The sequence below is a fragment of the Stappia albiluteola genome, from assembly GCF_014050225.1.
Lineage (GTDB): Bacteria > Pseudomonadota > Alphaproteobacteria > Rhizobiales > Stappiaceae > Hongsoonwoonella > Hongsoonwoonella albiluteola.
In genome coordinates this window covers 13,260-33,890 of record NZ_JACFXV010000063.1, presented here as the reverse complement: position 1 = coordinate 33,890, position 20,631 = coordinate 13,260, and the positions used below count along the sequence as shown (strand labels likewise).

Sequence of the window (20,631 nt, the reverse complement as noted above, 5' to 3'; positions counted from 1 at the left end):
GGAGAAGCACCCGATGGCGCGACTGCAGATCGATATCGACTATCTCGCCGAACAGCTGAAGGCGCTGCTGGCAATCCCATCGCCGGCCGGCTTCACCGACACGGTCGTGCGGGCAACCTGCGAGGAACTCGACCGGCTCGGCGTTCCCTATGACCTCACCCGCCGCGGCGCGATCCGCGCCTGGGTCAAGGGCAAGACCAGCAACCAGCGCCGCGCCGTCATCTCCCACCTCGACACGCTCGGCGCGCAGGTAAAGATGATCAAGGACAACGGCCGGCTGGAACTCGTGCCCATCGGCCACTGGTCGGCCCGGTTCTCCGAGGGCGCGCGCTGCACGATCATTTCGGAGAAGGGCAGCTATCGCGGCACGATCCTGCCGCTGATGGCCTCCGGCCATACTTTCGGCGAGGAAGTCGACAAGCTTCCCGTGGGCTGGCCCTTCGTGGAACTGCGGATCGACGCGCTTGCCCGCACGAAGGCGGATGTCGGGCGGCTCGGGATCGATGTCGGCGACCTTGTCGCGATCGACCCGGCGCCGGAGTTTCTCGACAACGGCTTCATCGTCTCTCGCTATCTCGACAACAAGGCGGGGGCGGCGCTGATGCTGGCCTGCCTGCAGGCGCTGGCGCGCGAGGAAGCCGTTCCGACCGTCGATACCTACTGGCTGTTTTCCATCTCCGAAGAGGTGGGTGTCGGCGCCTCGGCCGTCGTACCGCACGACGTCGCCTCGCTCGTGGTCGTCGACAACGGCACCAGCGCCCCGGGGCAGAATTCCGCCGAATTCGGCGTCACCATCGCCATGGCCGACCAGACCGGCCCCTTCGACTATCACCTGACCCGCAAGCTCATCCAGCTTTGCCGGGACAACGAAATCCGCTTCCAGCGCGACGTCTTCCGCTACTACCGCTCCGACAGCGCCTCCGCGATCGAGGCGGGCGCGGATGTGCGCACTGCGCTTGCGACCTTCGGCGTCGATGCCTCGCATGGCTACGAGCGCATCAACATGCATGCGCTGCGCTCCGTCGCCGAACTGCTGACCGCCTATTGCCTGAGCCCGGTCATGATCGAACGCGATGCGAAGGAACTCGGCCCGCTGAAGGGCTTCACCGAGCAGCCCCTGGAAGAAGCCGAACAATCGCTCGGCCCCGGCAAACGGAACAATGGCAAGCGGGACAACGACAAGGGCGATCGATAGGTCAGCCAAACCGGAGGCGAGGCCGGACGGTGCAGCTTTGCAACAGGCGATGCGGATTCGTCGCAGTGCCGGTTCAAACCCCTCAAAACTCACGTATAACCATTGGTGAGTTATTTGAATCGCATTGCTGCCGGTCAGACTATTTGCCGACCGTTTGCGGCCCACTCGACGGATCCTTGCCTCATGCGTCTTTCCCGCGCCGCCAGCCCCCTTCTTTGCGCGACCGTGCTTGGTGCTGCCACCTCCGCCCGCGCCGCCGACGACATCACCGCGCCGGAGGATCGGCCGGTTCCCGTCAAGCAATACGTGGTCGACCTCGGCGTCGGCGCACTGCTGCAGCCGGAATATCCCGGCGCCGACGATTATCAGGTCGTGCCCTATCCGCTGATCGCCGTCGGCCGCTTCTATCTGCCGGGCGTCGGCCAGGTTCTGGAAGGCGAGGTCGTCAAGCGCGGCTTCTTCTTTTACCCCTCGTTCGACTTCAACGGCGAGCGCAAGGCGTCGGACTCGTCCAGCCTCACCGGCACCGACACCATCGACTGGGCGCTGGAACTCGGCCTCGGCGCCGGTTACCGCTATGACTGGATCCGTGGGTTCGCGGCCCTTCGCCAGGGCATCAACGGCCACCACGGCCAGGTGGCGGACTTCGGCATCGACGTCATTACCAACCCGCTGGATCGCCTGGAGATCAGCTTCGGTCCGCGCGCGTCCTGGGCTTCGGACGATTACATGTCGACCTATTTCGGCGTCACCGCCGCCGAGGCCGCTGCTTCCGGCGGCGCGCTGACCGCCTATGACGCGGATGCCGGCTTCAAGACCGTCGGCCTTGCCGCCCGCGCCAGCTACGCCATGACGGAAAATACCACTCTGCATCTGCAGGGCGGCTGGGACCATTTCGTCGGCGATGCCGAGGACAGCCCGATCGTCAATGGCGGCGACGATAACCAGTTCACCGTCGGCGTCGGCGTCACCTACCGCTTCGCATTCGATCTCTTCGATTGATCGGATTGATCGCGCGGGCCACTCCAAATCAAAGCCCGCCCGCCGGTCGGCACAGCCCCTGATACGAACGTGGTCCGTTGAGGTTCTCTCCCCGGACCGCATTGTTTTTTATGGCTGTTCGCCGGGTCTGCTCCAGTGTTGCGCGAGCGAAAGTGCCGCGCGTCGTATCCGCGGCCTTGCGGATCAGTAGTGGTAGCGCAGCTGGGCGATCTCGAGGCTTTGAGCGTCGCCCTTTCCGCTCACGCGATAGACGAAGCGGTGGTCGCCGGAGATCCGCCGGGACCACCATCCGGTAAGATCGCCCTTGAGAGGTTCGGGTTTTCCGATCCCCTTGAAAGGCATACGCTTCGCTCCCTTTATGAGCTCATTGACCCGCTCGAGTCCCTTCTCGTTGCCGGGCAACTGCCACCAGAGATAGTCCTCCCAGGCCTGATCTGAGAAGACGAGCTTCACAGTTCGATGTCGCGTTCTGCGCCCTTGCCGGCATTCAACTGAGTGATCGACGCCTGCAGACGCCGCACGTTTTCGGGACTTTTTTGTAGATGGAGCGTTTCCTGAATCGCGTTGTACTCGTCGAGCGAGATCATCACGACCGCCTCGCGCTTCTTGCGGGTCACGACGACCTCGACGCGATCATGAATCACGCGGTCCATTACGTCCTTCAGGGAAGAACGGGCATCCGTATAGGTGATGACGTCCATTGGAACCCCCTTATTCGACTGCAGTATATGCACAGAATTCTGTACAGAACAAGGAGAGCGTCAAGATCGCGAACATGGCGCATAGGACTCTGGGGCCGGATTTTTCGCGCCCCCCCGGTCAAGTCACTGGGCGCGGCGATAGATCGCCGTGTTGGACACCAGCCCCTGTCCCGGCACCTCGACCGTCTGCTCGATCTCCAGCGCGTGCCCGTCGTCGGACAGCGTGCGCCGCGCCGTCATCAGCGGCACGCCGTTGCGCCTGGCCTGGGAGGTCAGCGTCCGGCTTCCTTCGAAATAGAGCACCATGCTGTCGATGAGGCCGCTCTCGCGCATCGGCGTCTCGGGCCCGTCGGGAATCCCTGACAGCACTACATTAAGTTCATCACCGCCCGATTCCACCAGCGACATGCGGATGTTGACGAGGCCGAATTCCTCCTCGATCCGGCAAGAACCCGAGCGCGGCAGCGCGCTCTGGTCGAACTCGCTATCGTCAAGGTCGAGCAGCCAGGTGCCGAGGAAGGGTCTGATCTTGTCCTGCATGGGTGTGGGTCTACCCGAATGATCCCGTAAAAACAAACGGGTCCCGGCCGGAAGCCGGGACCCGGAACTCAGGCTTCAGGGGCTTCAGGCGCTCAGCGCGTCGAGTTCGGCAACGATTGCGTCGCCCATCCCTGCGGTGCTGACGGTCGCCTCCCCCTTGGCCGCGATGTCGCGGGTTCGCAGGCCCTTGCCCAGCGCATTGGCGATTGCCTTGTCGAGCATGTCGGCCTCGGCCACCAGGCCGAAGGAATAGCGCAGCGCCATGCCGAAGGAGGCGATCATCGCGATCGGGTTGGCCGCTCCCGTCCCGGCAATATCCGGCGCCGAACCGTGCACCGGCTCATAGAGCGCCTTGCGCTTGCCCGTCTTGCCGTCCGGAGCGCCGAGCGAGGCCGACGGCAGCATGCCGAGCGAGCCGGTCAGCATCGCCGCCACGTCGGACAGCATGTCGCCGAACAGGTTGTCGGTCACGATCACGTCGAACTGCTTCGGCCAGCGCACCAGCTGCATCCCGCCGGCATCCGCCAGCATATGCTCCAGTTGCACGTCCTCGTAGCCCTGCTTGTGGGTCGCGGTGACGACCTCGTTCCACAGCACCCCCGACTTCATCACGTTGCGCTTTTCCATCGACGTAACCTTGTTGGAGCGGGTGCGCGCCAGTTCGAAGGCCATGCGGGAAATGCGCTCGATCTCGTAGGTGTCGTAAACCTGCGTGTCGATGCCGCGTTTCTGGCCGTTGCCGAGATCGATGATCTCCTTCGGTTCGCCGAAATAGACGCCGCCGGTCAGCTCGCGCAGGATGAGGATGTCGAGGCCCTCGATCACTTCCCGCTTCAGCGACGAGGCGTCGGCGAGCGCCGGATAGCAGATCGCCGGGCGCAGGTTGGCGAATAGCTCCAAATCCTTGCGCAGGCGCAGCAGGCCGGCCTCGGGACGCACCTCGTAGGCTACGCCGTCCCACTTCGGACCGCCGACGGCGCCGAAGATCACCGCGTCGGCGGCAAGCGCGCGCTCCATCGTGGCGTCGGACACCGCCTGCCCGTGGGCGTCATAGGCCGCGCCACCCACCAGATCGTCTTCGGTCTCGAAGGACACGGTTCCGCGGGCATTGAACCATCCGATGATCTTCTTGACCTCGGTCATGATTTCCGGGCCGATGCCGTCGCCGGGGAGGAGCAGGAGCTTGTTGGTCGCCATGGGTCGTCTTTCGTTTGGCTGCGGTCACTGGAACGGCGGGCGGCTCGGGGACGCCGCCGTACCGTGCGTAAGGAAAGATTTCAGGCAATCTGCTAATGACTCACGCGCGCCTTGGCAAGGCCGGCGAAGGCTCGAAGCGGCTCAATCGGCGGCGCGGCAGACGAAATGGAGATTGTAGCTGTCGGCCGCCGGCTTCCCTGACTCGACCGGATCGGCGTTGCAGTCGTAGACTGACAGCACCTCGAACCCATGCTCGCGGAGCTGTCGGCGCTGCGCCGCCTCGTCGATGCAATAGACGAGGCCCGAGCGGCGCAGGGATCCCGTGACGATCGCATGATCGGCCTCCTGCCGCTGGCGGGAGGCGAGACGGATGTGGTTGCGCCGTTCGCGCAGCGTCGTGATCACCGCCCAGACATAATGCGGCAAATCGCCAAAGCCGTGCCGGGTCGGAAAGCTTGGCGGCCGGCCGGAGCCGTGCCAGGCCCGGTTGTGGGTTGAGAAGACGAACAGACCGCCGGGCACGAGCCGCGCCCTGATTGCGTCGATGAGCGCCAGCCGGTCGGCATGGGAAAGAACGTCGATCGTGTTGTAGGCGATCAGCACGAAGTCGAATGGCGGCTCCTCCTCACCGATTGCCCGGTCGATATCGCGTAGGTCTCCCTTAACGAAACGGGCGGCCGGAAAGGTGTCCTTGGCGAGCGCCAGCATTTCCACCGACAGGTCGAGGCCGAGATAGGTCCGCGAGAAGGGCAGCAGGTAGCGCGTCGTGCGACCCGAGCCGACGCCGAGGTCGAGCACGCTCTTGCCGGCATAGGCATCCCGGTAGCGGATGAGGATCACCGCTTCGGCCGGCTGCAGCCGCTCGGCCGCCAGTTGCCGCGCCACCCTGGCGCTGAAAAAAGCCTGCGCGTTGAGGTCCGTCATCTCCGCCTCGCTGTCGCGAGCCGCAGCCTGACGCCCCGATATGGCGGAAGGTTCCATCGGATTGCCTTCTGTTGCTCTTCACCTGCCGCAATACACAGAAAGTTTATCGCAACGGCAACGCCACAAAACCCTAAATTTAATTTCAATTCGAGTTATAGTTTACGCAAAGGAATTTAGATGGATTCCTGGTAATATTGACAATAATCAGGATCGTCAGGCTCCAAACCTCGACAGCGCCTCTGGATCGACATTGCCACCGCAGACCAGCACGCCGACCCGCTCGTCCGCCACCGGCTTGTAGGCCCCGGAAATGAGGGCTGCCAAAGCCGTCGCGCCACCCGGTTCGGTCGCGATCTGCGCATCGCGCCACAGCCGTGCCTGCGCTTCCGCGATCGCGGCGTCGCCGACGAGCACCACGCTGTCGACCTTCTCCCGGCAGATTTCGTAGACGAGATTGCCGCAGCGTTTCGCCCCGAGACTATCGGCGGCGATGCTCTCCACATCCACGTCAACCGGATGGCCCGCCTCCAGCGCTGCCTGCAGGGCACAGGAGCCGACGGGCTCGACGCCGACGACCTTCACGTCGCCGGAAAACCAGGTGGCGATGCCGGAAATCAGTCCGCCACCACCAACCGCGACCAGAACCGTATCGAGATCCGGCGTCTGTTCTTCCCATTCCAGCGCCACGGTGCCCTGCCCGGCAATGGTTTCCGCAGCATCATAGGCATGGATGTCGATCGCCCCGCTATGTGCCCGGTGCCGGGCGCAAGCCTCCGCCGCGTCGGCGTAGCGTGCGCCACCCACATGCAGCCTTGCCCCCATCGCCCGGACCTTGGCGATCTTGGCCGGCGCGGAGGTCTCCGGCACGAAAATATCCGCCGGCAGATCGAGCGAGCGTGCCGCATAGGCTACCGCCACGCCATGATTGCCGCCGGATGCCGCCGCAACGCCCGCTTCCGGCACCGGGCGCGACAGCAGGTTGTTGAAGGCGCCGCGCGCCTTGAACGAGCCGCCATGCTGGAAGAGCTCCAGCTTGAGGCTGAGCGAGCGGTCGATGCCGAAGGAGCCCGCACCGCTTTCCATCACCGGCGTGCGGCGGATGTGCCCGGCGATACGCTCATAGGCGGCTTCGATATCGGCGGTCGTCACGGCCATGGATCATCGCTTCCCGCGTTTCAGATGCCGATCATCTCGGCGACGCCGCGCCAAAGCAGGTTCAGCGCCAGCACAGTCATAACCAGCTTGAAGCCTTTGCGGAAGGTCTGCTCGTTCATGCGACCGAGCAGCTGCGTGCCCGCCAGCGTGCCGAGGAAGCCGCTGGCGATCATCGCCGCCATCAACCCCGCCCAGGGTGCGAAGGCGAAGCCAAGCAGCCCGAAGACGGCGATCTTCAGCAAATGCATCAGCAGCGCGGTGCCTGCCTGCGTGGCGACGAAACCGTGCCGCGACAGGCCAAGCGTGGCGAGCACCGCTCCGCCCACGGGGCCGGCCGCGCCGAAGAACATGCTGAGAGCGGTCGCGACGAAGCCCGTCGCCACCATCACCCGCTTCGGCGCCTCGTGGAACTTCGGCACCGTCCCCCACATCATCCAGAGGATGAACAGCCCGATGCCGAGCCGCAGTACCGGCGCCGGCAGGCTGACGGCGATGGAACCGCCAGCGAGCGCTCCGATCACCGCGCCCGCCGCGAACCAGCCGAGGATCGCCCATTCCATGTGGCGGAACTGTACAATCGCGCGCCCTGCATTGGAGCCGAGCTGGATGACGCCATGCACCGGCACCAGCGCCGTGACCGGCATCAGGTTGGCCATGATGGCAATGAGCGCCGCTCCGCCGCCAAGGCCGACGGCGGCCGTCAGCGCGGAGGTAAAGAAGCTCGCCCCGACCAGCAGCCAGCCGGTCAGCGCGGAAATTTCCGGCGGGAAGAGCGTGAGCATGAAGGGAATATCTGGAAGGAGGGCCGGCGGAGCGGCTCCACGCTCCGCCGGAAGGATTCAAGACTGCTTACGCAGCCGGCATCGCCGTTTCGACCAGCTTCACCCAGTAGGAGCAGCCGACCGGGATCAGGTCGTCGTTGAAGTCATAGGCAGGGTGATGCAGCGAGGCGCTGTCGCCATTGCCGGCGAAGATGAAAGCGCCCGGCCGGGCCTCCAGCATGAAGGAGAAATCCTCGCCGCCCATGGTCGGCGGCACGTTGGTCTCCACATTCGCCTCGCCGACGATCGAGGCCGCGACGGAGGCGGCAAAGGCCGCCTTCTCGGCGTTGTTCACCGTCACCGGATAATCGCGGCTGTAATGCAGCGTGGCGGTCGCGCCATAGGCCTCGGCGGTCAGTTCCACGATCCTGCGGATGCGTTCCTCGGCCATGTCGCGCAGTTCCGGCACCAGCGTGCGCACCGTGCCGCGCAACCGCGCCTGCTGCGGGATCACGTTGTCGGTGAAACCGGCATTGAACATGGTGATAGAAACGACCATCGATTCCAGAGGATCGGTGTTGCGGCTGGCGATCGATTGCAGCGCGTTGACGATCTGACTGCCGACGAGGATCGTGTCGATGCCTTCATGCGGCTTGGCGGCATGGCAGCCCTTGCCCTCGATATCGATCGTGATGCGGTCGGCGGCGGCCATCAGCGCGCCGGGGCGGATGGCGAAGGTGCCCACCGGGGCGCCGGGCATGTTGTGCATGCCGTAGACTTCCTGAATGCCGAAGCGCTCCATCATCCCGTCGTCGATCATCGCCTTGGCGCCGGCGCCGCCCTCTTCCGCCGGCTGGAAGATGACGACGACGGTGCCGTCGAAGTTTCGCGTCTCGGAAAGATACTTGGCCGCGCCCAGCAGCATCGCGGTGTGCCCGTCATGGCCGCAGGCATGCATCTTTCCGGGCACGGTCGAGGCATAGGGTTTGCCGGTGGCTTCCTCGATCGGCAGCGCGTCCATGTCGGCGCGCAGGCCCACCACCTTTCCTGAGGCATTCGACCTGCCCCTGATCACGCCGACGACGCCGGTGCGGCCGATCCCCGGCACCACCTCGTCCAGCCCGAAAGCGGTCAGCTTTTCCGCCACGAGCGCCGCGGTGCGATGCACGTCGTATTGCAGTTCCGGATTGGCGTGGATGTCCCGGCGCCATTCGGTGATCTCGTCGGCAAGCTCGGCAAATCGGTTGACGGTCGGCATGTCGGTCCTCGAAACACTTATGAATACGATGCGGGGGCAGCGCACGAACGACCCGCCCCGGGAGGCGTATCTCACGCCGACTTGGCCCTCAAGGCAAGGCCCGAAAAGAGATTTTCACTTGGCAGGCCATCGCTTGAGCGTGAAGACGCTCGTCTTCTTCACCGCGGCATCCTCCAGCGCGCGGATCACCGGCACCTCGTAGGTGGCGGCCAGCTCCAGCCGCTCCTTCGGCAGGTAGGACCGGCCGGGGTCGCCGACATAAACCGCAATCCCCGCCTCGAGGGCCCGGTCGAGAAAGGCCAGCACCTTCGCCGCCATCGGCTTTTCGTAGAAGACGTCGCCGCAAAACAAAACATCGGCGGCCGGCGGATCGCCCGCCGTCGCATCCTCGCCGGTCGCCGCCACCGTGACGCCGTTCAATTCGGCATTGAGGCGAATGGCGATCAGCGCGAAGGCGTCGATCTCGCTCGCCGTGACTTCTGCGGCACCTGCCTTCGCGGCGGCGATCGCCACCAGACCGGACCCGGCGGCGAAGTCATAGGCCCTCCTGCCGGCGACGATTTCAGGATGATCGAGGATGTAGCGGGCAAGAGCCTGCCCGCCCGCCCAGGCAAAGGCCCAGAACGGCGGCGGCAGGCCCATGGCACCCAGTTCCTCTTCCGTCTTCTCCCACAGATCCATCGCCTCGTCGGCCAGATGGAGGCGGATCTCCGGGGCATGGGGAACGGCATGGACGGCGGTCTCGGCCCTGATGAAGGCCTCGCGCTCCGCCTCGCTCGCCATCACTCCTTCAGTCCGCCCATCTCGCAGACGATCTTCCATTCCTCTTCCGTCACCGGCTGCACGGAAAGGCGCATGCTGGTGACCAGCGACATCTCGGCCAGGCGAGGCTCCGCCTTGACGTCGGCCAGCGTCACCGGTTTCGGCATGTCCTTCACCGCGCGGATGTCAACGCATTCCCAGCGCGGATCGTCCGTCGTGCTGTCGGGATGGGCAAGGGCGCAGACCTCGACGATGCCGACGATCTCCTTGCCCTCGTTGGAGTGATAGAAAAAGCCGAGATCGCCGAGCTCCATGGCGCGCATGTTGTTGCGCGCCTGGTAGTTGCGCACGCCGTCCCACTGCTCGCCGGCGGCACCTCTGGCCTTCTGCATCTCCCAGGACCACTTGAAGGGCTCGGACTTGAAGAGCCAGTAGCGCACGATGTCAGGCCTCCGGGTTCTTGGCGACCCACTTCCAGGGACGGATCTCGACGCTTTCGAAGAGACCGGCGCGGGCATAGGGATCCTCCTGGGAAATCGCCAGGATCTCGTCGCGGTTGGCCGCCTCGATGATGAGCAGCGAGCCGGTCATGTTGCCGTCGTCGTCCATGAAGGGCCCGCCAGCCTTCAGCTTGTCGCCCATCGCCTTCAGGAAGCCGAGATGGGCCTCGCGATTGTCGAGGCGGGTCTGGAGCGAATGGGGTTTGTCGGTGCAGATCAGCGCATAAAGCATCAATTTTCCTCCTGTCGGGCGGGCAAGTTAGGGCGGTCGCGGGGGAAACTCAATCGCCGATCGGAGCGGGCGGAAACCTTCGCGATCCTGACGCCGCGTCGTCAACGAACGCGCTTCTACATCAGCCGCGCATGGCCGGACCGCACAGGCCCGGTTCCTCCCTCAGCTTTCCCGTTTCAGTGGCCGCGTCATCAGCGCTTCGAGCGCATCATCCAGGCTGAGCGATCCGCCGAGGACGGCGGCTACCGCGCCCGAGATCGGCAATTCCACGCCGTGCCGCTTGCCGATATCCACCGCAACCTGCGCGCTGAAGACGCCTTCGGCCAGCTTGCCGCCCTGCGCCATCGGCGCCGTCCCCGCTTTTCCGAGCGCGATGCCGAAGGCGAAATTGCGCGACTGCTCGCTGGAACAGGTCAGCACCAGGTCGCCGAGGCCGGACAGGCCAGTCAGCGTTTCGGGGCGCGCGCCGAGCGCCGCCCCCAGCCGCGACAGCTCCACGAAGCCGCGTGCCGTCAGCGCGGCCCGCGCGCTTGCACCCCAACCCCGGCCCTCCACGGCGCCGCAGGCGATGGCCAGCACGTTCTTCAGCGCGCCGCCCACCTGCACGCCGATCAGATCGCCGGAAGCATAGGGACGGAAACTAGGCGAGGCGAGCGCCGCCGATAGCGCGTCGGCCACTGTCTCGTCGCCCGCTGCAATCGTCACCGCAGTCGGTAATTTGCGCGCGACATCGGCGGCAAAGCTCGGGCCGGACAAAGCCGCCGGCACCGCTTCCGGCAGCGCTTCGCGCAGCACGTCCGACAGCAGCAGCCCTGAGCCGCGCTCGATGCCCTTGGCGGCCAGGATCACCGGCGCGCCCGGCAGGCAAAAGGGCGCGATCCGGCCCGCCACTTCGCGCGTCGTCTGCGCCGGCGTCACCAGAAGCACGGCATCGGCGCCGCGCATCGCCGTTTCCAGCTCCGTCGTCGCGACAAGGCCTCTGTCGAAGGTGATGCCCGGCAGGAAGCGGGGGTTTTCGCGAGCGCCGTTGATTGCATCCACCGTTGCCGCATCGCGCGCCCACAGCGCGACGTCCCGGCCCGCGCGGGCAGCGACCAGCGCCAGCGCCGTGCCCCACGCCCCGCCTCCGATCACCGCAATGCGCCGGATTCCCGCCATCACGCCCTCCCGATCCGCCGGCGCAGCTCGCCGAGCGGTGCCGCGAAGCCGGCAAAGAAAGCGTTCTCGTCATGGGCGAGATCGTCGAAAAGGTCGATCCAGAACAGGCGGAAGCGGATCGGGTCGCCGCCCGCCGACGGCGTCATCTCGAAATGCTCCCATTCCTGCCTGTCGATCCGGGCGGTGCGGGCGTGAAACAGCCTGCGGCGATGCAGGTCGCGGCCGGCGGCATTGTCGAAGAGCACGTCCTGGTCGCCCAGGTGGTCGAGGCAAAGCGGCAGCGCCAGCCCGGTTTCCTCCGCGAATTCCCGCCTCGCGCCATGCAGGTAGCTTTCGCCGGGATCCAGCGTGCCGCCCGGCACCTGCAGACCCACATCCGGTTCGTCGGGTTGCGCGAAGACCAGCAGCTTCGATCCGCAGGTCAGGTAGATATAGGCCTTGTGCTTGAGGCCGAAAGGCGGCAGCGGCGGGGTCGGACAGACGACGCCATTGCGGTAGATCTCGTCCATCAGGCCTTCGCCCCCTTGCGTCCCGACCCGAGCACCGCATCGGCCGACGCATCGAGCGGCCAGCGCGGACGCGGCGCCACGTGCCGGTCGTCGACGGGTCCGAGCAGCATCCGCTCGATGCCGGCCCAGGCGATCATCGCCGCATTGTCGGTGCAAAGCGCGTGCGGCGGCGCCACCAGCCGCGCGCCGGTTTCCTGGCCAAGCTCTTCCAGCCGGCCGCGGATCGCGCTGTTGGCAGCCACGCCGCCGGCGATCACCAGCACCGGCTCCCGGTCCGGATGCAGGTCGCGGAAATGATCGATCGCCCGGCGGCTCTTTTCGCCCACCACGTCGGCGACCGCCTGCTGGAAGGCGGCGCAGAGATCGGCAACCGCCCGGTCCGAGAGAGGGGCCGCCTGATAGGCTGCGTTGCGTACCGCCGTCTTCAGGCCGGCGAAGGACATGTCCAGGCCGGGCCGGTCGAGCAGGGGGCGCGGCAGGCGGAACGCCGCCGGGTCTCCGGCAGCGGCCATCTTCTCCACCGCCGGTCCGCCCGGAAAGCCGAGGCCGAGCAGCTTGGCCGTCTTGTCGAAGGCCTCGCCGATCGCATCGTCGATGGTGGAGCCGAGGCGCCGGTACTGCCCGACGCCCTCCACCAGCAGGAACTGCGTGTGACCGCCGGAAACCAGCAGCAAGAGATAGGGAAGGTCGAGGCTGTCGGTCAGCCTGGCCGTCAGCGCATGGCCTTCCAGGTGGTTGACGGCGATGAGCGGCTTGCCGCTCGCCGCGGCCACGGCGCGCGCAGTCAGCAGTCCGACAATCACGCCACCGATCAGGCCGGGGCCGGCGGTCGCGGCCACCGCGTCGATCCCGTCCCAGCCGAGATCCGCCTCGCGCATCGCCTTCGCGATCAGGCCGTCGAGAATTTCGATATGGGCACGGGCAGCGATCTCGGGTACCACTCCGCCGAATTCGGCATGCTCGTCCACTTGCGAACGGATGACATTGGAGAGAATGTGGCCGCGCCCTTCGGGCGTGCGGCTGACGACCGCGGCGGCGGTTTCGTCGCAGCTCGTTTCAATGCCAAGCACCGTCAGGGGGGAAGACATGATTTCGGCCTGCCATTCGTGCGCCGCCGAAGCGCAATCGACCGCATTGGCCTAGTGCATCGCAGCGCCTATCATCGCGCTCCGCTCTAACATCGGGATCGGGACCCTTGCAAACGAAGAATAGACCAAAATCCATTCGCATCGGTACGCGCGGCAGCGCGCTGGCGCTCGCCCAGGCGCACGAGACGCGCGATCGCCTGATGAAGGCGCATGGTCTTGGGAGCGATGCATTCGAGATCGTCGTCATCAAGACGTCGGGCGACAGGATCCAGGATCGCCCGCTGTCGGAAGTCGGCGGCAAGGGCCTTTTCACCAAGGAAATCGAGCAGGCGCTGATCGACGGCGACATCGACCTTGCGGTCCATTCCTCCAAGGACATGCCGACCGTGCTGCCGGAGGGCCTTGGCCTTACCGCCTTCCTGCCGCGCGAGGACGTGCGCGACGCCTTCATCTCGCCCAAGGCGAAGCGGCTGCAGGACCTGCCGCAAGGCGCCGTGGTCGGCTCCTCGTCGCTGCGCCGGCAGGCGATGATCAAGCGTCTGCGGCCGGATATCGAGGTCGTCACCTATCGCGGCAACGTCCAGACCCGCCTTGCCAAGCTCGCCGCCGGCGAGGTCGACGCCACGCTGCTCGCTTTCGCCGGGCTGAAGCGTCTCGGCCTAGCGGGCGAGGTCACCTCGCTGCTCGAGACGGAGGATTTCCTCCCCGCCGTCGGCCAGGGCGCGATCTGCATCGAAACGCGCGCCGATGACGGCGAAACCATCGCCCTGCTGCAGGCGATCCATCACACCGAAACGGCGACCTGCCTTGCCGCCGAACGCGCCTTCCTCGCCGAGCTCGACGGTTCCTGCCGCACTCCAATCGGCGGGCTTGCCCGGCTCGAAGCGGGCGAGGTGACCTTTCGCGGGCTGATCCTCAAGCCCGACGGCAGCGAGGTGCATGAGATCGAGAGCCGGGGCGCTGCCGGCGAAGCCGCCGGAATCGGCGCCCGCGCCGGTCAGGCGCTGAAGGCACGCGGCGGCCCGGATTTCTTCAGCCACTGAGGTCATCCGTGCGCCTTCTCGTCACCCGTCCAGAACCTCAGGCCAGCCGCACCGCGACCCGTCTACGGCAACGGTTCGGGGCGGAAGTGGTGGTGGCACCGATGCTCGAAATCATCCCCCTTGAGGCCGATGCGATCGACCTTGCCGGGATGACCGCCGTCGCTCTGACCAGTGCGCGGGCAATCGAAGCGGTTCGCGATCGCGCCGAATGGACGAAGCTTTGGCGGCTTCCGGTCTATTGCGTCGGGACGAGGACGGCGGACGCCGCCCGCTCCGCCGGGGCGGTAAGGGCGATTGCAGCGCAAGGCACGGCGGAGGATCTCGCCCGCCTCATTGCCGGAGAAGCTCTGCAGGGCGCGGTTCTCTACCTCGCGGGGCAGGAGCGCTCCGCCGATCTGGCCGCCATGCTGGCTGAGACCGGCGTGCCCTGCCGCATGGTCGAGGTCTATGGCGCTAAGCCCATCGAGGTTTTCCCCACCAGCGTTGCCGCCGAGTTGCAGGCCGGGCACATCGACTGGGTGCTTGTGTACTCCCGCCGCACCGCGCAGGCCCTGACCAAGGCGTTCGCCCGGCTGCAACCCATGCCCCGGCTTCGCTTTGCCTGCCTTTCCGAAAATGTGGGCGAGCTCCTGCGACCCTTCGGGGCGGTTCACATTGCCGCATCGCCGGATGAGCACCACCTCTTCGCCCTCCTTGAAGGGGCGTGATATGGGTAGCGGGGAATCACCGCCCCGGCCCCTGTCATTTTTCTGCTTTGGAAGCAGTGCATTGGGTCGCCTTTGGCAGTTATAGTCTGAGTGTCCGCGGCAAGCGGATGATCGATGGAGGACGATGCGATGGCAGCCGACGAGAAAAAGCCGGGCAGCGCCAGCAAGAGCGGCCCCGCAGGCAAGCCCGGGGAGAAGCCCGGCAGCCAGGCGGCCGGCGCGCGCAAGTCCGTGACCATCGACCTGGAAGCCAGGGAAGTCGGCAAGGCGGCCGCTGCCGCTTCTGCGGGCGCGAAGTCCGAAGCGTCCTCTGCCAAGCCTTCCTCCGCCGCAAGCACCGCACCTGCCAATCCTGCGAAGGAAAAGCCCGCCGAAGCCTCGAAGCCGGAAGCCGCCAAGGCGGAAGACAAGAAGCCTGAGAAGGCGGGACCGGAAAGCGACAAGCAGGCCGACCAGCCGTCATCTCCGCCGAAAGACGAAAGGCCCGCGCCTGAAAAATCGGCAAAACCCGCCGACTCGACCGCGAAGGCGACCGCCGAGGCGTCGCCGCCTGCCGAAGAGACGACCGAGCGTCGCGGCCACGGCTTCGGCGGCCTGCTCGCCGCCGGCATCGTCGGTGCCGCGGTGGTGGCCGCCGCCGGCTACGGGCTCAATCAGGCGGGTTATCTCTCGTCGGGTTCCGGAGCCGTGGACTCCGAACTGCGCAGCCTGATCGACGCTTCCCAGACCCGTGTCGCCGAACTGGAAAGCCGGCTTGCCGAATTTTCCCGCGCCAATCCGGGCGCAAGCGGCGTGCTCGAAAAGCGCCTCGCCGACCTGGAGAACCGGGTCTCGTCGGGAACAAACGAGGCAAGTCAGGCGCTCAGCCAGGAGATCGACAAGCTGGGCCAGGGCCTGAGCGAGCTTCGCCGTTTCGTTTCCTCCGGCAATGCCGGGGAAACGGCGGGTCTTGCCAGCCTCCAGCAGGACCAGGAAACCCTCAAGTCCTCCCTGTCCGAACTCTCGACGAAATTCGAGGCGTTGCAGGGTCAGGCCAGCGCCATCGCCACGCTGCAATCCGAGGCGAGCGGCCTCGGCGACAGGCTTGCGGCCACCGAAGCCGGCACCAAGGCGGCGCAGGAAACGGCCGCCGCGCTGGCCGGGCGCCTGGAAGAGCTTTCCGGCAAGGTCGCCGCCAACACGGAAATCCTCGCCGGACTGAAGGCGGATATTGCCGCCGTCCGGAACCGGCTGGAGCCGCTGGAAAGCCGGGTGGGCGACGCGACCGCGCGCGAAGTCGCCGCCCGTGCACTGGCGGTGGCTGCCCTGCAGACCGCGCTCGATGCCGGCCGCCCCTATGCTACGGAACTTGCGGCCCTTTCCGCAACGCTGCCGCAGGAAAAGGACCTGTCCGCCCTGTCCGCCCACGCGGAGAGCGGAGTGCTTTCCGCCTCGCGGCTGATCGCCGGGTTCCCGGCCTCAGCGCGCGCCATGTCGGCGGCGCTCGACCAGCCGGCAGGCGACGATCTGGTCGGTACGTTCCTGTCCAATGCCCGCTCCCTCGTCAACGTCCGGCGGCTCGATGCCGGCGACGGGGCATCGCCCGAGGCCGCGCTCGCCCGGATGGAGGCGAGCGTCAGGGCCGGCGACCTCGACGCGGCGCTTGCCGCCTATGACACGCTGCCGGAAGCCGCCAGGGCCGCCGGCGCGGACTGGGCAGGCAATGCAAGGGCGCGGGTGGAGGCCGAAAAACTGGCGGGCGAAGTCGCCGCCACCGTGTTGCAGGGCCTCGGCAGTTCGGGCGGCTGAACCGGCCGGGCAGGAAAAAATAGGGTTTTGGGCTGCTTGCAGTTTCGTGCAAGCATCAAATCCCGGGTGAGATTTTGTGCAATCCCCTCTTCGGGGACGGAGTGAGTATCGGGAGAACGACGCCATGATCCGCGTCCTGGTCTTTATCGCCGTCGTCTTCGCCGTCGCGCTCGGCGCATCCTGGGTAGCGGACCGGCCGGGGGTGATTACGCTCGACTGGCAGGGCTACCGGATCGAGACGGCGCTGATGACCGCGCTTATCGCCATCGCGGCGCTGTTCGTCGCCGTGATGATCGGCTGGGGCCTGCTGCGCACTATCCTGCGCTCGCCGGACATCGCCTCCCGCTTCTTCCGCCGCCGCCGCCGCGAGCGTGGCTACGAGGCCCTGTCGCGCGGCCTGGTGTCGCTCGGCCTTGGCGACGCGCCCTCCGCCCGTCGCTATGCCACGGAAGCCTCCAGACTGCTGAAGAGCGAGCCCGCCGCTTCCCTGCTTCTGGCCCAGACGGCCCAGCTTGCCGGCGACCGCGACGAGGCGCGCAAGCGCTTCGAGGCGATGCTCGACGACCCGAAGCTGAAGCCCGTCGGCCTGCACGGCCTGTTCGTCGAGGCGGAGCGTCTGGGTGAGCCGGTCGCCGCGCGCCACTATGCCGAAGAGGCGGCGTCGCTGGTGCCGGGTCTGCCCTGGGCGGGGCGCGCGGTGCTCGGCTATCAGGCGATGGCGGAAGACTGGCAGGCAGCGCTTGCCTCGCTCGAGCGCAATTACGGCGCCAAGCTGATCGACAAGAAGACCTTCCGCCGCCACAAGGCGGTGCTGATGACCGCCCGTGCCCTGCAGCTTGAGGATCACGAGCCGGATCAAGCCCGCGGCCTTGCGCTCGATGCCCACGGGCTGGCGCCGGATCTCGTTCCCGCCGCCGTCGTCGCGGCCCGGCTGTCGTCGCGGCGCGGCGATATCCGCAAGGCGCTCAAGGTCGTCGAGACCACCTGGAAGCTCGAACCGCACCCCGACCTTGCCGACGCCTACGCCCATGCGCGGTCGGGCGATTCCGCCCATGACCGGCTTGCCCGCATCAAGACGCTGATCGCCCTGCGGCCCAACAGCACCGCCGGCGCCCTCGCCTTTGGCGCGGTGGCGATCGAGGCGCGCGAATGGTCGATGGCGCGCGAGCAGCTTGCCGGCGTGGTCCGCAGCCACCCGACGCGCCGCGCCTGCCTGCTGATGGCCGAACTCGAGGAAGCCGAACATGGCGACCGTGGCCGCGTGCGCGAGTGGCTGGCCCGCGCCGTCCGCGCCCCGGCGGACGAAACCTGGGTCGCCGATGGTTTCATCTCGGACGAATGGATGCCGGTTTCCCCGGTCACCGGCCGCATCGACGCCTTCGAATGGAAGGTGCCGGCAGTGCTCAATCACGAGGAAACGGTCGAGGAGATCGACGAAGCGCTGATGGCCGAACTGCCGGCCATTGCCGCCGCCGAAAAAGCCCCGGAGCCGGAGCCCGTAAAAGTCATCGAAGCGGCACCGGATACGGCAAAGGCGGAAGCAAAGCCCGCGGAACCGGCAGTGCCGAAGGAGAGGCGCGAGGAGGCACCCGCAACGGGCGCCGCGCCCGAACCCGCGGCACCTGCAAGGGAAACAGCGCCCGGCAATGGCTCGGCATCATCCGCCGCCGCGCGCCCAGCGCAATCCGCTCCGGCGGCCGCCAGACCGCAGGAAAAACCGGCTACGCCCAGATCTTCGGAAACGATCGATTTTCCGCTGAAGCACATGCCGGACGATCCGGGCCCCGACATGGACGAGGACGAGCCCGCCCAGAAGCCGGGCTTCCGCTTCTTCAATTGACGGCTGCGGGAAGAGCCTTCCCTTCCGCCTTCCAGGGCAGGGCGAAGGCAGCGCAATGACGGGACGCGGCCGCCCGTGACGGCGGCCGATCGCCTGAGCGGAAAGGGCAATTTCGGCGTTGTTGCGGATTACCGGCCAAGCCTCTTGCATCCGGCCTGCCTCTCCGCTATCAAGCGATCACTCCGCTTCGCCGCAGGCGCTCGACTGGCGGGCTTTGCTCACGCACCCGGCTTACCGGTGCCGCGAAAGCCTCTTGAAACCAACGGGCCGGCAGCGCGGAGCCTGACATAGCAGGGCCGATGCCTGAAGGCCCGTGCGTCTGGTGCGCCGGTGTAGCTCAGTTGGTAGAGCACGTCATTCGTAATGATGGGGTCGGCGGTTCGAGTCCGTTCACCGGCACCACTTTTTCAGTAAAGACTTACCGAGTCGGATTTGCACCGAAGGATGGCACTTGAGTGCAGCGCCTTCCTGACCCAAATCGCCAAAGGCACTTGTCTCTCACCACACCACTCGGAGCAGATGGTCTGTGCGGATACATGGCGGATATCCTCCCCAGAAACCTAAGCCTTGGCGCGCGATACCTGCTAAAGATCTTCAAAAAACGGCTTCAGGGCCGCCGCGAATTTCGGCATGCCCTTTCTAGTCAGGTCCGTCAGAAATTCGCTTTTCGTGAAACTAGGCTTGTCTAGGCGCTGGCGGACAGACCGAACCGCATTGACGGCCAGAGAACGGTTGAGTTCAAACTGACCGACCAGGAATGTATCCGGATCGATTGCTTCCAGCTCATACGACTCCAGCACTTCAGCGGGAAAGTCCTTCAGGTTGCTGGTGACGATCTGTTGAGCTCCTGCCGCCAGAGCTGCAGCGACCACATGACGGTCGCCTTCATCCGGCAATCCTTCCATACCCGCGATCAATGGCCTGTGATGGTAGACCCAGCATTCTTCGAAGGCGTCTCTCATGACTGCCAAGGTACGCCGGATTTGAGCCTCGCTCGCCGCGTGATTTGCCAAGACGTTGCGCGACCATTCATCCATGATTTCGTCGGTCCACATGGCCCGGAACAAGCCTTTGTGGACCATCGTCAGAAGAATGTCGCGCATCCGGTTCGGGTACAGCACGTTTGCATCCAGAATGACGCAAAAGCCGTCCGCGACGAAATTATCCGGCATCCATTTCCTGACCCAGCACAGCCAATTCCGCCAGAGCGTCCTCCTGCTTCGCATCCCTTCTGGCCTTGTAGGCCATCAGGTCATCAAACCTGATACGCCGGTGCGAGCCGACCCTGAAATGCTTGATATCGCCGCGTTTCAGGAGTTTCGTCAAAAAGGGACGCGAAACGTTCAGCATGCTGGCAGCCTCGGCCGTTGTCAGGTCTGCGCCGGTTGGTACGAGCGTAACCATGTTGCCGCTCGCCACTTCGGATAGCAGGTCGATCATCAAGCGACCAATGGCAGGAGCGATATGCAGGTCATTGCCCCGCGTACCTCGAACGACAAGCGCGCCGTTAGAATCGAGTGAATTGGCCAAGGCAGAGGCAGCCTGCGCTGCGCTTTCGACCTCTTCGGGCGTCGGCAGGCGGTGCTCCAGGACATCTTCGTCCAATTTTTTCAAGGTCTTAGCCATCGTTTCTCTCCCTCCCGATCTTTAAAGATAGGATCGCCGGCGCAGGCTCTCAAGTGAAATAAGTGAAATAAGTGAAATATATATAAGCATGTGACGCGCGTGCATCGGATGTGACGAGGCTTGCCGCGCGCTGCAGCGCGAAGCGAACCGGGCAACCTTGCCGCCGGGAACGGCCTGAAGAAGCTGCAGGCGACGGCGATTCCTACCCCGCCTCGCTCTCCACCCGTTCCATGTCCTCGTCGGACAGGCCGAAATGATGGCCGAGTTCGTGGATCAGCACGTGGGAAATGATCGTGCCGAGCGTTTCCTCGTTTTCCGCCCAGTAGTCGAGGATAGCGCGGCGATAGAGCCAGACGGCATTCGGCATCTGCCCGGTCCAGCTGGCAGCGCCGCCCTGCGCCAGGCCGACACCCTCGAACAGGCCCATCAGGTCGAGTGGATCCTCCACGCCGACGCTGTCGAGCGCCGCCTCGTCGGCGAAGTCGGCGATACGGATTTCGACGTCGCCGCACAGGTCGCGGAAGGCCTCGGGCAAAGCCTCATAGGCGGCGATCGCCATTGCCTCGAAGTCGTCGAGGCCGGGCGCGAAACGGTCGCGCCAGAAGGATGTGGCGGAGAGGGATTTCTGCGAACCCAAGGGCAGTC

Annotated in this window: 23 protein-coding genes and 1 tRNA gene; 7 read left to right on the top strand and 17 right to left on the bottom strand. The window is 65.8% G+C overall.

All coding sequences use genetic code 11. The features are described 5' to 3' along the window. The first annotated feature begins 13 nt into the window (after positions 1 to 13). Together H2509_RS15325 and H2509_RS15320 are read left to right on the top strand one after the other, a co-directional pair. Positions 14 to 1,195 carry an osmoprotectant NAGGN system M42 family peptidase gene (locus H2509_RS15325; protein WP_182166833.1) on the top strand — a complete coding sequence of 394 codons (1,182 nt, stop codon included), beginning with the start codon at positions 14 to 16 and terminating at the stop codon, positions 1,193 to 1,195. A 183-nt stretch (positions 1,196 to 1,378) separates the two neighbouring features. Continuing rightward, entirely contained in the window at positions 1,379 to 2,197 is an 819-nt protein-coding gene (locus H2509_RS15320; protein ID WP_182166831.1) for a MipA/OmpV family protein, read from the top strand. Positions 2,198 to 2,380: 183 nt separating this feature from the next. On the opposite strand, the gene H2509_RS15315 is transcribed toward H2509_RS15320, so the two are convergent. The 14 genes from H2509_RS15315 to tsaD all read right to left on the bottom strand — a co-directional run bounded on the left by H2509_RS15315 (position 2,381) and on the right by tsaD (position 12,982). Further along, a complete protein-coding gene (locus H2509_RS15315; RefSeq protein ID WP_182166829.1) occupies positions 2,381 to 2,650 on the bottom strand; it encodes a Txe/YoeB family addiction module toxin in 270 nt (89 codons plus the stop codon). Further along, the gene (locus H2509_RS15310) at positions 2,647 to 2,898 is read right to left on the bottom strand and encodes a type II toxin-antitoxin system Phd/YefM family antitoxin (RefSeq protein ID WP_182166827.1); all 252 of its coding nucleotides are present in this window, start codon (positions 2,896 to 2,898) and stop codon (positions 2,647 to 2,649) included. Before H2509_RS15310 ends, H2509_RS15315 begins: the two co-directional genes overlap by 4 nt. A gap of 123 nt (positions 2,899 to 3,021) precedes the next feature. Then, positions 3,022 to 3,438 (bottom strand): hypothetical protein, encoded by a 417-nt coding sequence (locus tag H2509_RS15305; RefSeq protein WP_182166825.1) that lies wholly within the window; start codon positions 3,436 to 3,438, stop codon positions 3,022 to 3,024. An 84-nt stretch (positions 3,439 to 3,522) separates the two neighbouring features. Continuing rightward, positions 3,523 to 4,635: a 3-isopropylmalate dehydrogenase gene (leuB, locus tag H2509_RS15300; RefSeq protein ID WP_182166823.1), complete on the bottom strand. Its 1,113-nt coding sequence runs from the start codon at positions 4,633 to 4,635 to the stop codon at positions 3,523 to 3,525. 141 nt (positions 4,636 to 4,776) lie between these two features. Then, complete coding sequence (locus H2509_RS15295) at positions 4,777 to 5,616, bottom strand: class I SAM-dependent methyltransferase (protein WP_182166821.1); 840 nt, start codon at positions 5,614 to 5,616, stop codon at positions 4,777 to 4,779. Positions 5,617 to 5,772: 156 nt separating this feature from the next. Then, positions 5,773 to 6,714, bottom strand: coding sequence for a threonine/serine dehydratase (locus tag H2509_RS15290; protein ID WP_182166819.1), 942 nt, complete (start codon positions 6,712 to 6,714; stop codon positions 5,773 to 5,775). A gap of 20 nt (positions 6,715 to 6,734) precedes the next feature. Beyond that, complete coding sequence (locus tag H2509_RS15285) at positions 6,735 to 7,496, bottom strand: sulfite exporter TauE/SafE family protein (protein WP_182166817.1); 762 nt, start codon at positions 7,494 to 7,496, stop codon at positions 6,735 to 6,737. Between the two features lie 67 nt (positions 7,497 to 7,563). Continuing rightward, positions 7,564 to 8,733 carry a M20 aminoacylase family protein gene (locus tag H2509_RS15280; protein WP_182166815.1) on the bottom strand — a complete coding sequence of 390 codons (1,170 nt, stop codon included), beginning with the start codon at positions 8,731 to 8,733 and terminating at the stop codon, positions 7,564 to 7,566. A 114-nt stretch (positions 8,734 to 8,847) separates the two neighbouring features. After that, positions 8,848 to 9,516: a class I SAM-dependent methyltransferase gene (locus tag H2509_RS15275; RefSeq protein ID WP_235975006.1), complete on the bottom strand. Its 669-nt coding sequence runs from the start codon at positions 9,514 to 9,516 to the stop codon at positions 8,848 to 8,850. Beyond that, positions 9,516 to 9,935, bottom strand: coding sequence for an EVE domain-containing protein (locus tag H2509_RS15270; protein WP_182166811.1), 420 nt, complete (start codon positions 9,933 to 9,935; stop codon positions 9,516 to 9,518). The genes H2509_RS15275 and H2509_RS15270 overlap by 1 nt, the downstream gene beginning before the upstream one ends. 4 nt (positions 9,936 to 9,939) lie before the next feature. Beyond that, positions 9,940 to 10,227, bottom strand: a complete 288-nt coding sequence (locus H2509_RS15265; protein WP_182166804.1) for a YciI family protein — start codon at positions 10,225 to 10,227, stop codon at positions 9,940 to 9,942. Between the two features lie 162 nt (positions 10,228 to 10,389). Beyond that, complete coding sequence (locus H2509_RS15260; RefSeq protein WP_182166785.1) at positions 10,390 to 11,385, bottom strand: NAD(P)H-dependent glycerol-3-phosphate dehydrogenase; 996 nt, start codon at positions 11,383 to 11,385, stop codon at positions 10,390 to 10,392. Further along, the gene (locus tag H2509_RS15255) at positions 11,385 to 11,894 is read right to left on the bottom strand and encodes an NUDIX hydrolase (RefSeq protein WP_182166783.1); all 510 of its coding nucleotides are present in this window, start codon (positions 11,892 to 11,894) and stop codon (positions 11,385 to 11,387) included. The genes H2509_RS15260 and H2509_RS15255 overlap by 1 nt, the downstream gene beginning before the upstream one ends. Beyond that, the gene (gene tsaD / locus H2509_RS15250; RefSeq protein ID WP_182166781.1) at positions 11,894 to 12,982 is read right to left on the bottom strand and encodes a tRNA (adenosine(37)-N6)-threonylcarbamoyltransferase complex transferase subunit TsaD; all 1,089 of its coding nucleotides are present in this window, start codon (positions 12,980 to 12,982) and stop codon (positions 11,894 to 11,896) included. The genes H2509_RS15255 and tsaD overlap by 1 nt, the downstream gene beginning before the upstream one ends. Positions 12,983 to 13,089: 107 nt before the next feature. Between tsaD and hemC the strand changes: the two genes are divergently transcribed. From hemC to H2509_RS15225, 5 genes are all read left to right on the top strand, one after another. Further along, positions 13,090 to 14,025 carry a hydroxymethylbilane synthase gene (gene hemC, locus H2509_RS15245; protein ID WP_182166779.1) on the top strand — a complete coding sequence of 312 codons (936 nt, stop codon included), beginning with the start codon at positions 13,090 to 13,092 and terminating at the stop codon, positions 14,023 to 14,025. An 8-nt stretch (positions 14,026 to 14,033) separates the two neighbouring features. Further along, the gene (locus H2509_RS15240; RefSeq protein WP_182166777.1) at positions 14,034 to 14,732 is read left to right on the top strand and encodes a uroporphyrinogen-III synthase; all 699 of its coding nucleotides are present in this window, start codon (positions 14,034 to 14,036) and stop codon (positions 14,730 to 14,732) included. 114 nt (positions 14,733 to 14,846) lie between these two features. After that, on the top strand, positions 14,847 to 16,520 hold the full coding sequence (locus tag H2509_RS15235; protein WP_182166775.1) for a hypothetical protein: 1,674 nt from the start codon (positions 14,847 to 14,849) through the stop codon (positions 16,518 to 16,520). A 124-nt stretch (positions 16,521 to 16,644) separates the two neighbouring features. Beyond that, positions 16,645 to 18,360 (top strand): heme biosynthesis protein HemY, encoded by a 1,716-nt coding sequence (locus H2509_RS15230; RefSeq protein ID WP_182166773.1) that lies wholly within the window; start codon positions 16,645 to 16,647, stop codon positions 18,358 to 18,360. 326 nt (positions 18,361 to 18,686) lie between these two features. Beyond that, positions 18,687 to 18,762 (top strand) — tRNA-Thr (locus tag H2509_RS15225). Between the two features lie 182 nt (positions 18,763 to 18,944). Here the strand turns inward: H2509_RS15225 and H2509_RS15220 are convergent. The 3 genes from H2509_RS15220 to H2509_RS15210 form a co-directional block, all read right to left on the bottom strand. Then, positions 18,945 to 19,532: a PIN domain-containing protein gene (locus H2509_RS15220; RefSeq protein WP_182166771.1), complete on the bottom strand. Its 588-nt coding sequence runs from the start codon at positions 19,530 to 19,532 to the stop codon at positions 18,945 to 18,947. Beyond that, complete coding sequence (locus H2509_RS20990; RefSeq protein ID WP_182166769.1) at positions 19,522 to 19,986, bottom strand: helix-turn-helix domain-containing protein; 465 nt, start codon at positions 19,984 to 19,986, stop codon at positions 19,522 to 19,524. The genes H2509_RS15220 and H2509_RS20990 overlap by 11 nt, the downstream gene beginning before the upstream one ends. A gap of 202 nt (positions 19,987 to 20,188) precedes the next feature. Next, a complete protein-coding gene (locus H2509_RS15210) occupies positions 20,189 to 20,623 on the bottom strand; it encodes a metallopeptidase family protein (RefSeq protein ID WP_408022683.1) in 435 nt (144 codons plus the stop codon). Between the last annotated feature and the right edge of the window lie 8 nt (positions 20,624 to 20,631).

Excerpts from the sequence above, each read along its gene's own strand:
- H2509_RS15325 (WP_182166833.1), top strand. The coding sequence starts at position 14 with ATGGCGCGACTGCAGATCGATATCGACTATCTCGCCGAACAGCTGAAG.
- H2509_RS15320 (WP_182166831.1), top strand. The coding sequence starts at position 1,379 with ATGCGTCTTTCCCGCGCCGCCAGCCCCCTTCTTTGCGCGACCGTGCTT.
- H2509_RS15310 (WP_182166827.1), bottom strand. The coding sequence starts at position 2,898 with ATGGACGTCATCACCTATACGGATGCCCGTTCTTCCCTGAAGGACGTA.
- H2509_RS15305 (WP_182166825.1), bottom strand. The coding sequence starts at position 3,438 with ATGCAGGACAAGATCAGACCCTTCCTCGGCACCTGGCTGCTCGACCTT.
- leuB (WP_182166823.1), bottom strand. The coding sequence starts at position 4,635 with ATGGCGACCAACAAGCTCCTGCTCCTCCCCGGCGACGGCATCGGCCCG.
- H2509_RS15295 (WP_182166821.1), bottom strand. The coding sequence starts at position 5,616 with ATGGAACCTTCCGCCATATCGGGGCGTCAGGCTGCGGCTCGCGACAGC.
- H2509_RS15290 (WP_182166819.1), bottom strand. The coding sequence starts at position 6,714 with ATGGCCGTGACGACCGCCGATATCGAAGCCGCCTATGAGCGTATCGCC.
- H2509_RS15285 (WP_182166817.1), bottom strand. The coding sequence starts at position 7,496 with ATGCTCACGCTCTTCCCGCCGGAAATTTCCGCGCTGACCGGCTGGCTG.
- H2509_RS15280 (WP_182166815.1), bottom strand. The coding sequence starts at position 8,733 with ATGCCGACCGTCAACCGATTTGCCGAGCTTGCCGACGAGATCACCGAA.
- H2509_RS15275 (WP_235975006.1), bottom strand. The coding sequence starts at position 9,516 with ATGGCGAGCGAGGCGGAGCGCGAGGCCTTCATCAGGGCCGAGACCGCC.
- H2509_RS15265 (WP_182166804.1), bottom strand. The coding sequence starts at position 10,227 with ATGCTTTATGCGCTGATCTGCACCGACAAACCCCATTCGCTCCAGACC.
- H2509_RS15260 (WP_182166785.1), bottom strand. The coding sequence starts at position 11,385 with ATGGCGGGAATCCGGCGCATTGCGGTGATCGGAGGCGGGGCGTGGGGC.
- H2509_RS15255 (WP_182166783.1), bottom strand. The coding sequence starts at position 11,894 with ATGGACGAGATCTACCGCAATGGCGTCGTCTGTCCGACCCCGCCGCTG.
- tsaD (WP_182166781.1), bottom strand. The coding sequence starts at position 12,982 with ATGTCTTCCCCCCTGACGGTGCTTGGCATTGAAACGAGCTGCGACGAA.
- H2509_RS15235 (WP_182166775.1), top strand. The coding sequence starts at position 14,847 with ATGGAGGACGATGCGATGGCAGCCGACGAGAAAAAGCCGGGCAGCGCC.
- H2509_RS15230 (WP_182166773.1), top strand. The coding sequence starts at position 16,645 with ATGATCCGCGTCCTGGTCTTTATCGCCGTCGTCTTCGCCGTCGCGCTC.
- H2509_RS15220 (WP_182166771.1), bottom strand. The coding sequence starts at position 19,532 with ATGCCGGATAATTTCGTCGCGGACGGCTTTTGCGTCATTCTGGATGCA.
- H2509_RS20990 (WP_182166769.1), bottom strand. The coding sequence starts at position 19,986 with ATGGCTAAGACCTTGAAAAAATTGGACGAAGATGTCCTGGAGCACCGC.